The organism is Parabacteroides sp. MSK.9.14 (assembly GCF_019041495.1).
GTDB lineage: Bacteria > Bacteroidota > Bacteroidia > Bacteroidales > Tannerellaceae > Parabacteroides > Parabacteroides merdae.
In genome coordinates this window covers 33,849-44,884 of record NZ_JAHPXO010000020.1, presented here as the reverse complement: position 1 = coordinate 44,884, position 11,036 = coordinate 33,849, and the positions used below count along the sequence as shown (strand labels likewise).

Here is an 11,036-nt window from a genome sequence, read left to right as displayed (position 1 = left end):
TTCGTTAGTGATATATGCCCGTTTTCTCTATCACTACGGTATCACTACCCTATCACTGGCAATTTAGATGGGAAACAGGAATTACGCTTATACACATCTGTAGATTAGCGTATTATAAATAACACAAACAATAAACACCCAATTTCCATCCCTATAAATCACTCGATTATTTTATGTAAAAACGGCTATAAAATAGGTAAAGCCGGGTGGTTTTTATTGTCCGGCAAGGCACTTTTGTTGCCGGACACCCCCATGTTGCCCCCTTTTACACCCGGGTGTACCAGTTCTCTACACCCGGATGTTAAGGATGGCAACATGGGGGTGTTTACGAAATTATGTGCTTGTCTTTGCTAAAAAAAGAGAGGGCTTTTGTGGAATGAAGAACCGTATTTCGTCAATTTAACACCTATTGCATTCGTTTTTACATTTGTTTATTCGATTATTTTATATGCTTTTTCAAAGGCAAAAGAAAGCAATATATTGGTTTCCAATCATATGATAAAAACGTCCTGTTAGAGGAGTGATAGAGGCAGTGATACAGGATGTTTTCCTCTATCACTCCTCTAACGCTTGAATATTAATAGCTACAACCTTCGTAGTGATAGAGTGATAGAGGATTTGTAGAAAACTTCGTATGGAGATCACAACCTTGGAAAATTTTGATGCGGTTGCCCTGTTGGTGAAAGTCGGGGTTTTGTGCGTAAAAAAAAGAAAAGGTGTGCAATTTTGAACACACATTCATGCAGTTCAATATTGCACACCTTCGTCATTCATAACAAATACTAAATATTAACCGATTAAACCTCTCATACGGTCTTCAAAAGCAGACAGAGCTGCTTTCGCTCCTTCTCCCATTGCTATGATTATCTGTTTGTAGGGTACGGTCGATACGTCGCCAGCCGCATAGATGCCGGGAACATTCGTCCGACAATGCGCATCGATTACAATCTCACCCGGTTTGTTCGTTTCGACAACGTCGCGGAAAACGCCACTATTGGCAGCCAAGCCGATTTGGACAAAGATTCCGTCCAGGTCGATCACCCGCTCCGCATCCGTCTTACGATCTTTTACACGAAGACCTGTCACCTTATCGCCATTACCGAGCACTTCCAAAGATTGGGAATGCAAGAAAACTTCCACATTCGGCAAGCTCTTTGCTTTTTCCTGCAACACTTGGTCGGCTTTTAGCTCGTCCATAAATTCCAGAACCGTCACTTTCGAACAAATGCCAGCCAAATCTATAGCCGCTTCGATACCCGAATTTCCACCGCCGACAACCGCTACGTGCTTACCTTTATAGAACGGACCATCGCAGTGAGGGCAAAAAGCGACACCTTTTCCGATATAGTCCGCTTCGCCCGGAACATTCAACTTGCGCCAGCTTGCACCTGTCGCCACGATAAGGGCAGGAGCAGAAAAACGTTCACCGGTAGAAGTGGTCAGAAGTTTCGCCGATCCATCCAGTTCGACTTTATCCACACGGCGATGCTCCAGTATATCGACCGGATAGTCGTTGATATGTGTCAGAAGGTCGTTCGCCAACTGCTGTCCGGTAGTCTGAGGAACGGAAATCAGGTTCTCGATACCGACCGTTTCTTTGACCTGTCCTCCGATACGTTCGGCTATCACTGCGACATTCAAGCCTTTACGTGCCGAGTAGATGGCAGAAGCTGCACCGGCAGGTCCACCCCCCACTATTAACACATCATAGTTCTTAACAGGTTTTTCAACAGAGTTATCAACACCCCCTTCATTAATTCCGTATTGGGCTTCGAGTTTGGAAAGCAATTCTCCCAAATCACTACGCCCCACATTGATCAGTTTGCCATCGGCAAAAACAGAAGGGACTCCCTGTACTTTCATGGCCTCAACTTCTTTTTGGTTGATAGCGCCATCCACCGTTTCGTGGGTGATCCGGCTATTGAGAGTAGCCATGACATTGAGTGCCTGCACTACATCCGGACAATTGGTGCAAGTAAGAGAAACATAAGTCGTCAGCTTGATCGGACCATTCAAGGCTCTGATACGGGCACAGATACTTTCGTCCGGTATATTTTTACCTTTTCCATCACTATTCAGGACAGCTAACAACAAGGATGTAAACTCATGTCCGTTAGGTACTGCACGAAACCGGATACCGGTAGGCATACCGTCTTTTACAATTGTAAACTGAAGTCCTTCGCCATCCGCAACGCTGCATGACAAATGATCCGAGCATGATGCCACATCACCAAGCAGGTCTATTAGCTCCTGACGGCTTTCGTGATCGGGAGCGACTTGTATATCAAATACATATTGGGATACCAGTCCGGAGAAAATACCCGAAAGCTGGTCTTTCATTGCTGAGTCTAACATAACTTTAGATCTTACCAACCAAGTCGATACTCGGCTTCAAGGTTGCTTCGCCTTTTTTCCACTTTGCAGGACAAACTTCGTTCGGGTGAGAAGCAACGAACTGGGCAGCTTCAACTTTACGAAGCAATTCGTCTGCATTACGGCCGATACCGTTATCGTGGATTTCGGCAATCTTGATCTTTCCCTCGGGATTTACCAGGAACGTACCGCGATAAGCCATACCCTCTTCTTCAATCATCACACCGAATGCACGGCTTAAAGCCCCTGTCGGGTCTGCCAGCATCGGATATTTGATCTTACGGATCGTTTCGGAAGCATCATGCCATGCTTTGTGTACAAAGTGCGAGTCTGTACTTACGGAATATACTTCGACACCCATCTCCTGAAATTTGCCGTACTTGTCAGCCATATCGACCAATTCGGTCGGACATACGAACGTAAAGTCGGCAGGATAGAAGAAAAAGATGGCCCATTTGCCCTTGATATCTTCGCTACTTACTGTCTTGAAACTACCATTCTGAAAAGCTTGAACTTTGAATTCGGGTACTTGTGAATTGATAATTGGTTCCATGATTTTTACTATTTAATTTGTTACTACTATTTTTTGTTTACCCTACAAAGGTAAATCGTAAGATACTGATTGAAAGAATTTTTCAAATTGATAATTTTTATCTGCCGATAGACGGATTTCTATCTGCAAGCATACTTATCTACTATGACAATAGGAAGCAAAGTAATGTTTTCCGGAACAATAAAAATATACCTAATTGTAGGTAAAATACCTTTCGATCATACCATGTGATTCTTTAATTGTTAACTTTGGATGTTAACTTAAAAATATTCGAAGATGAGAAGAGCTAGTTTGTATAATACATTTTCAGCAAGTCTATTGCTCGTTTGCAACGCATGTCTTTCTTCATGTGTCTCACAAATACCCCTTACAAAGGAAAAACCGGTAAACAATTCCACTTATCAAGTCGAATATCTGTTCGAACACGAAGGGTGTAAGGTCTATCGTTTCATGGATATGGGACATTACATCTATTTCACCAACTGCGAGGGAGATGTTACCAGTATTGAAAGCGACAGTGTCCGCACAGTCAACCGGATCAGCCGTAAACCGATCATCATCAAAGAGCAGACACTCGATTAGGCTTATACGGTTATCCCGTGTTTCATAAAGATCGCTTTCGCATTGGCCAGACGCTCTGCTGAAAGCGGTTCCACACCTTTCAGCTTATAGTCCAGGCCTTGTGCCTCATATTTGTAAGCTCCCATTGTATGATAAGGCAGAAGTTCGGCTTTCTGGACCACGTTATATGAACTGATATATTCGGCCAGCTTGCTCAAGGCTTCATCATCGTCCGTCAGGCCGGGCACGATCACGTGGCGAATCCATACAGGGATGCCGCGTTTCTCCAGTTCATCAAGAAAGCGTAAAGTATTATCGAGTTTTACGGCCGTCAAACGGGGATGAAGACCGGCGTCGATCGTCTTGATATCTAACAGAACCAGATCGACCTGTTCGAGCACCTCCAATGCTTTACCGGAACAGATATAGCCGGAAGTGTCCAACGCCGTATGAATACCGTTCTCACGGCAAAGGCGGAAAAACTCTTTAAGGAATTCAGGTTGTAACAAAGGCTCGCCACCGGTCACGGTAACACCACCTTTAGCGATAAAATTCTTATAGCGCAGCACTTCGGCAAGCAACGCTTCAGGTTCCAGCAGATAAGGCGTTTCACGCTTTACCTCCCAAGTATCCGGATTGTGGCAATACAGACAACGAAGCGGACATCCCTGCATAAAAACGACAAAGCGAATTCCGGGACCGTCAACGGTCCCGAAACTCTCTAAAGAATGTATACGCCCCAACATATTAATCAATGGACAATTATAAACTGTTGTTGATGGTGCGCGAGATAACGTCGAGTTGCTGTTCGCGTGTCAGCTTAACGAAGTTGACGGCATAGCCCGAAACACGGATCGTAAGCTGCGGGTATTTCTCCGGATGTTCCATCGCATCTAACAGCAAGTCTTTATCGAATACGTTCACATTCAGATGCTGGCCGCCATCGGGCGTGAAATAACCATCTAAGAGGCTCACTAAGTTGTTCACCTGGATATCGCGTTCCTTACCCAACGTTGCAGGAGAAACGGCGAATGTATAGGAAATACCGTCATGCGCATGCTGAAAAGGCAGTTTGGCTACAGAAGCCAAAGCGGCGACAGCCCCTTTCGTATCGCGTCCGTTCATCGGGTTGGCTCCCGGAGCAAACGGCGTACCGCCCGGACGGCCGTCGGGAGTCGTTCCGGTTTTCTTTCCGTAGACCACGTTTGATGTGATCGTCAGGATAGATTGTGTCGGAGTTGCCTTGCGGTATGTCTGATGCTGGCGCAGATATTCCATAAACTTCTCGGTAATGTCGACAGCAATACTGTCCGTGCGGTCGTCATTGTTTCCGAAAGGTACATATTCGCCTTCGCGTTCGAAGTCGACAGCCAAACCACGTTCGTCACGGATCACTTTCACTTTCGTATCACGGATGGCAGCCAGCGAGTCGGCGACGATAGAAAGGCCGGCGATACCGGTTGCGCGAATACGTTCCACATCTCCGTCATGAAGCCCCATCTCGAATGCTTCATACGCATATTTGTCGTGCATGTAGTGAATGATCTTCAGTGCATTGACATAGACTTTTGCCAACCAGCGCATCATCTGCTCGTATTTCTCCATCACTTCGTTGTAATCCAGATACTCGCTGGTGATCGGTTCGAAACGGGGAGCCACCTGCACACCCGATTTCTCGTCACGTCCGCCATTGATCGCATACAACAAGCATTTTGCCAGGTTGGCACGAGCTCCGAAATACTGCATCTGCTTGCCGATTTTCATCGGAGACACACAGCAGGCGATACCGTAATCGTCGCCATAGTCCGGACGCATCAGATCGTCGTTCTCGTACTGGATGGCAGAGGTATCGATCGATACTTTTGCGCAGAAGTTTTTCCAGTTATCCGGAGCATTGTTGAACCAAAGCACCGTCAGGTTGGGTTCGGGTGCCGGGCCGAGGTTATACAAGGTATGCAGATAACGGTAAGATGTCTTTGTCACCAGCGAACGGCCGTCAACACCTTGTCCGCCCAGCGATTCAGTCACCCAAACAGGGTCGCCGGAGAACAGGTCGTTGTATTCCGGAGTACGCAGGAAACGGACAATACGCAGTTTGATAATAAACTGGTCGATCAATTCCTGTGCCTCTTCTTCCGTCAGCTTACCTTCGCAAATATCTTTTTCGATATAGATATCGAGGAAAGTAGAAGTACGTCCGAGAGACATGGCTGCTCCATCCTGATCCTTTACGGCTGCCAGGTAAGCCAGATACAAGAACTGCACGGCTTCGCGGGCATCCTTTGCCGGACGTGTCACATCGAAACCATAACCGGCACACATTCTCTCAAATGCTTTCAGCGCTTTGATCTGCTCCGTTATCTCCTCGCGGCTCTGAATGATTTCTTCTGTCAGTTCCTGTATATCGAGACGTTTCTGGAAACGTTTCTTTTCTTCGATCAGGATCTGGGTTCCGTACAGAGGTACACGACGGTAATCACCGATGATACGTCCGCGTCCGTAGGCATCAGGCAACCCGGTAATGATGGCGGAACGACGTGCCGCAATCATCTCGTCTGTATAGGCTGAAAAAACGCCTTCGTTGTGCGTCTTTCTGTATTTGGTGAAGATTTCTTTTGTCATCGGATCCAGATGATAGCCATAGGCTTCCAGACTGTTTTCGACCATGCGGATACCGCCTTTCGGGAAGATACCGCGCTTCAACGGGGCGTCTGTCTGCAAGCCGACGATTACTTCGTTTTCCTTATCGATGTAACCGGGTCCGTATGTGTCAATCCCCTGGGGAAGCTTCGTTTCGGCATCATATACTCCTTTCTCCCTTTCAACCTTAAACATCTCGGTTAGTTTGTTCCACACTTTCTTCGTTTTCTCCGAAGAGGGTACGAGGAACGTATCGTCTCCGTTATAAGGTTTGTAATTGTTCTGGATAAAGTCTCTTACATTGATCTCCTTTTTCCAGGTTTCTCCTTTGAACTGCGCCCAGTTCTCGTTTTCAAACTTCATAAGCTTATCTTGTCTATTTCGGTTTAGGCACGCAAAGATACGTCTTTTCCCCCTATCTGAAAAGGATTGTAAAGGACGAGGAATGTTAAACCGGAGAAAATACCTACAAATAGGGATAAGGGGAATAAAAACGAAGCCCCGGCAGTACGAATACCGCCGGGGCCTGTTTTTTGTCTGCCATCCGGTCTTCACAGAGGGAAAAGCAGTAGAACTTTTAATTTCATTACTTTAGTATTATTAATATTAAATCCAACCGCTTGTTCGCCTGTCGCAGGGTAATTGAAACCATAGATCAAGAAAACCTCTTACATACGGTTTCACGCAGGTTGTCTAGAATTATTTGATTATAAAATGTCATTGTGCCTGTGTAAGGGTGGTTCACTAACCACCCTTACGATAGACAGTATTGTTTTTTTAGTATCAATCGTTACTTAACGATAGCTTTTACAGCAGCTTCGCCTTCAACAGCTACAACTACTACGCCTGCCGGAGCAGCGATAGTTGCGTTGTCAGAAGAAACGACAGTGTTAGCTACTACCTGACCTAAGATGTTGCTGATAACAACTTTCTTACCGGCAGCGCCTGCGATTGTTACGTTACCTTCGCCAGCGATCACTTTCACTTCAGATGTTGCGATGCCTTCGTTGGCTGTAGGAGCAGAAGTTACTTCGATTACAAATGCTTCAGCTTCCTTAGCATCTGTACCGTAAACCAAGTTACCGTTGATTACATATACATAGTTACCATTAGCTTTCAGTACATAGTCACCGTCTTCGTTTTCAGTAACTTTGAACTTGAAGTCTTCGATATCCTTGCCAGTATACTTTTCATCGGCGATAACCAAAGTGTCTTCACCAGACAGACGTTCAGCGTCTACAAATTTGATACGTTCTACACTCTTGTAGTAAAGATTTTCATCAGCAGTAAGTTCTGCATATTCTTTCTTGCTGATTTCATCATTAGCATAAGCCTTATCAACAATTTCTTTAAACTTCTTAGCAGTTGTCATCATCTTGCCAGCGTAAGAAATGAAGAACTTCGGAGTTGCATAACCTTCAGCATTTACAGAGTCAACCCACAAAGCAGCTGTTTCTTTAGCCAATACTGCGTTGTTATTTTCGTCAGAAGCGATGAAGCCAATGCTATTAGTAGCTTCGAATGTCATGTGCTTGCTGTCAGCAGCCAAAGAAGGAGCAGCATCCAAGTCTATGATTTCGAACGGAGTAGAGTTAGTAAAGTCAGTTGTTTCTGCTACTAATTCCTCAGAACCATTGATTACACCGTATTCTTTTACTTCATCAGCAGTAGCGCCATATACGATAGCGTATGTACCTTTACCATTTTCTTTCAAGAAGAACTCGATGTCATCCTTAGCCATCTTCCAAGCTGTTCCCAAACCTAATTCATCAGCATTGATTGCATATGAATAAGCCAGACGAACTGTATCAGCCGGCAGGATACCTTTTTCTTCATTACCTTTGCCATTCAGTTCAACCCATTTTTCACCGTCATAATATTTGTAGTTGGCAGTAACAGCCTGTGCTTTTTCGTTACGGATCAATTCCCATTCAGAACCAGCATGAGGAACAACAGTTACAACATCTCCTTCTACACCAGCTTTCAAATACAGATCTGAACCGGCTTCTTCGTTAGCATATTCACCTGTTGTTACAAAGGCGAACTTCTGATTGATGTCAGACAATGTACTGTAGTAGCCGTTCAGCTTGTCATAATCTTCAACTTTCGTCAAAGTGATTGTTTCAAGACCAGACAAACCTAAATCAGAAGCAAATACTGTGTAAGTATTTTCACCTTCTGCTTCATATAGACGGATATTGTCTTGTACAAAACCCGGTTTCTGAACATTGATCAACTTAATTGTGTTAGCAGCTGAACCCGCAGCAACCAACCACTGCCCCTGTGGCTGATCGAAGTCAGCTTCAGAAACTTTATCATACCAACGTGCGCCAGTGAAATCATTCTTCAACCCCAGTGCAGAAGAATTCTTCTTGTCTGCAACTTTGGCAGTTACATTTACAATCAACATTCTTTCGTTGGCAACTTCAGTATTAGCGACACGTGTACCCTTGCCTACTGTAACCCCCATGAAAGTAGAATGGCAGTCATATTCGACAGAAGCCAACTGACGAGTTGTTTCATCATTTGTCACTTTACCGAAAGTCACATCTTTGTTGTCCAGGTCACCAACTTTTACTTTCTGAACTAATGCATATTTACCATCTCCGATGTTTGTTTCGTTCTCTTCAGCATAGAATACAGTGTTCTTGTCGTCAATTTTCTTGTCTTTAATCGCTTTAGCAGTCATTTTTGCATAGCGATAACCGATTGCGTTGGCAGCCAACTCTGAGTTGGAAACACGTTCGTTTGCTAAAACTACATATTCATCGTCTTTTGTATCTTTTGTGCCTTTGTTGTCAACCAACTTGAAACCCAAATTATCATTGGCGATTTTTTCTACGCTTACATTTTCAAACACATCCATGTCATCCAATGTTTCCGGGAACTCGATTGTGAAGTTTTCGCCAAACTTGCTCGCAAAAGCTTCTGCTGTAATTTGGTCGTTGTAGATTTCGTAGAGAGCTACCTTCTTCTTGATAACGGAAGTAGATCCATCCGTATGATGCTCAGAACTTTGTAATAAAGCCAATGACCAATCTGCTGTGCCATCGTTCTTCAGTCCTAAAAAATACGGTTCTTTTTCATCAGAAAGCACAGCTTGCAAATTGCCGTTTGCTGCAACAGTAAACCAACGAAACGACTTTGTTTCATCGTTTGCCTCTTTTTTGGCAGCTAAAGCATAAGCTCCATCTTTCTTTTCAAAAGCCAGATACTGTTCTCCTTCAATATTTTTGAAAGCATAATGTGTAACAGTTCCAACCTTTTTAGTTTCAACAGTCCATTGTGCAGCAGCAACAGGATTTGCAGCCGTAATATCAGCACCATTCACTAATCCTTGCAAAGAAAAAGCCTGCAAGTAATCTGTCGGACTCACAAAATGCACCCCTGCCAAATAATAAGCGCGGCTTGCTTGTGCATCCTTCCATTCAACATTACGCCCCTCCAACTGTGCGAAAGCTGAACTAAAAGAACCGGCTACCAAAGCGGCAGCCAAAAGAGTAGAAAATCTCTTGTTCATAATCTAAAATGTTTAATTAATAATAATATGTATATTGAATATCGTTCTTACTTCCTGTTTAACAGGTTTTTACCAAATTCCTGTATTTTGACGAGAGAAAACGTACGTTTTTTTTAGTCATTTTTGAGGGGCTTTCGGGAGGGTTTGTGTTGGAAAGCTGGTTTTTCGTACTTGTTAAGCTATCTGATTGATAAGAAAGAATATAGAAAAGGAAAAATAATTGGAAGAAAGGATTGCAGGTTCAAAAAGTAGTTGTATTTTTGTGCAGTGAAAATGGCGAAAGAAAACGTACGTTTTTTCGCTATTTTTCTTCTTATACCCATATACTTCTTATTAGCAATGACTTACATTGAAAAAAGTGCCTAAAGCCATATAAAAAAAGAGCTGTTTTCAACCGCTCGCCAAACTTTTTTACATCTTCATCAAAACAAAGATAATCAATCACCTATAAGATTAACTCCCTTTATTCACATTGGAGGGGAAAAACGGCAAAAACAGCAGGTTTCGTAATTTCATCTTGGAAAAGCTCCCCCTTCTGTTAAAGATATACAAAATACGGAGTATTGGTTGCTTAGCTCAATAACAGCTTCAAGACTTGCAAAACCTTACATTATTATGTATCTTTACATCAACGTCCGTCACAGACGGATCAAACAACTATAATACATTAATGGAATATATGAAAGAAAAAATCGACTCCTCCGACATCCCCACCTCCTATCTGCTCTGCATGAAACAAGATTGCCCCAAAGCCACTACTTGCTTGAGGAGAATCGCAGAACAACAGATCGGCGACGAAGTCAAACTGTGGCACGTCATCAGCCCTAAATACCAAGAGAAGCAAACCGACCGATGTGCTTATTTCCGCCCTGCCGATAAACTGACCTATGCGCTCGGTTTCATCGGGATGCTGGACCGGATGCCCTACAAACTGATGCAGGAAGCCATTTGCAAGCTGATGAGACGGTTCGGACGCAGGACTTACTACCGCGTGCGAAAAGGCGAACGCCCGCTCTCGCCGGACGAACAAAAAAGCATGTTGAACATACTGAAACAGTGCGGTATCAACGATCCCGGAAAGTTCGATGCCTACTTCGAGGCATACGACTGGTAAGTTCACATGACGCTACTTGCCTACGTATTGGTTGTGCCATACCTATGTAACGACCGTTTCCTCGGCATGAAACGGTTGTGCCAAGCTTATGTAACAGGCGTTTCCTACTCAGGAAACAGTTGTGCCAAGCCGATGTAATTGTTTTGGCACAGCCGGAGCAGCAAACATACCCTTGCGGGAACAAGTCCAAGACTCGACGCCGAACAGATTCCGGACAGAAGCGAATGGGAAACGGAAACATAAAAAAGAAGCCTCTCTTCACAGAGAGGCTTCTT

General features: G+C 44.2%; 7 protein-coding genes. 2 read left to right on the top strand and 5 right to left on the bottom strand.

Features of this window, described 5'->3' with window-relative positions:
• Nucleotides 1–789: 789 nt before the first annotated feature.
• Together ahpF and ahpC are read right to left on the bottom strand one after the other, a co-directional pair.
• Nucleotides 790–2,355, bottom strand: a complete 1,566-nt coding sequence (gene ahpF, locus KTG12_RS12005; RefSeq protein WP_155143472.1) for an alkyl hydroperoxide reductase subunit F — start codon at nucleotides 2,353–2,355, stop codon at nucleotides 790–792.
• A gap of 4 nt (nucleotides 2,356–2,359) precedes the next feature.
• Nucleotides 2,360–2,926 (bottom strand): alkyl hydroperoxide reductase subunit C, encoded by a 567-nt coding sequence (ahpC, locus tag KTG12_RS12000; protein WP_005634091.1) that lies wholly within the window; start codon nucleotides 2,924–2,926, stop codon nucleotides 2,360–2,362.
• 276 nt (nucleotides 2,927–3,202) lie between these two features.
• On the opposite strand from ahpC, the gene KTG12_RS11995 reads away from it, so the two are divergent.
• Nucleotides 3,203–3,508, top strand: a complete 306-nt coding sequence (locus KTG12_RS11995; protein WP_005644453.1) for a DUF4884 domain-containing protein — start codon at nucleotides 3,203–3,205, stop codon at nucleotides 3,506–3,508.
• 2 nt (nucleotides 3,509–3,510) lie between these two features.
• On the opposite strand, the gene pflA is transcribed toward KTG12_RS11995, so the two are convergent.
• From pflA to KTG12_RS11980, 3 genes are all read right to left on the bottom strand, one after another.
• On the bottom strand, nucleotides 3,511–4,233 hold the full coding sequence (gene pflA, locus KTG12_RS11990) for a pyruvate formate-lyase-activating protein (protein WP_122205401.1): 723 nt from the start codon (nucleotides 4,231–4,233) through the stop codon (nucleotides 3,511–3,513).
• Nucleotides 4,234–4,249: 16 nt separating this feature from the next.
• Nucleotides 4,250–6,490 (bottom strand): formate C-acetyltransferase, encoded by a 2,241-nt coding sequence (gene pflB, locus KTG12_RS11985; RefSeq protein ID WP_155143469.1) that lies wholly within the window; start codon nucleotides 6,488–6,490, stop codon nucleotides 4,250–4,252.
• A gap of 427 nt (nucleotides 6,491–6,917) precedes the next feature.
• Entirely contained in the window at nucleotides 6,918–9,647 is a 2,730-nt protein-coding gene (locus KTG12_RS11980; protein ID WP_155143467.1) for a DUF6383 domain-containing protein, read from the bottom strand.
• 679 nt (nucleotides 9,648–10,326) lie between these two features.
• On the opposite strand from KTG12_RS11980, the gene KTG12_RS11975 reads away from it, so the two are divergent.
• Nucleotides 10,327–10,761 carry a DUF6078 family protein gene (locus KTG12_RS11975; RefSeq protein ID WP_036723900.1) on the top strand — a complete coding sequence of 145 codons (435 nt, stop codon included), beginning with the start codon at nucleotides 10,327–10,329 and terminating at the stop codon, nucleotides 10,759–10,761.
• Nucleotides 10,762–11,036 lie beyond the last annotated feature (275 nt).

Coding starts and splice junctions, on each gene's coding strand:
- ahpF (WP_155143472.1), bottom strand. CDS start 2,355: ATGTTAGACTCAGCAATGAAAGACCAGCTTTCGGGTATTTTCTCCGGA.
- ahpC (WP_005634091.1), bottom strand. CDS start 2,926: ATGGAACCAATTATCAATTCACAAGTACCCGAATTCAAAGTTCAAGCT.
- KTG12_RS11995 (WP_005644453.1), top strand. CDS start 3,203: ATGAGAAGAGCTAGTTTGTATAATACATTTTCAGCAAGTCTATTGCTC.
- pflA (WP_122205401.1), bottom strand. CDS start 4,233: ATGTTGGGGCGTATACATTCTTTAGAGAGTTTCGGGACCGTTGACGGT.
- pflB (WP_155143469.1), bottom strand. CDS start 6,490: ATGAAGTTTGAAAACGAGAACTGGGCGCAGTTCAAAGGAGAAACCTGG.
- KTG12_RS11980 (WP_155143467.1), bottom strand. CDS start 9,647: ATGAACAAGAGATTTTCTACTCTTTTGGCTGCCGCTTTGGTAGCCGGT.
- KTG12_RS11975 (WP_036723900.1), top strand. CDS start 10,327: ATGAAAGAAAAAATCGACTCCTCCGACATCCCCACCTCCTATCTGCTC.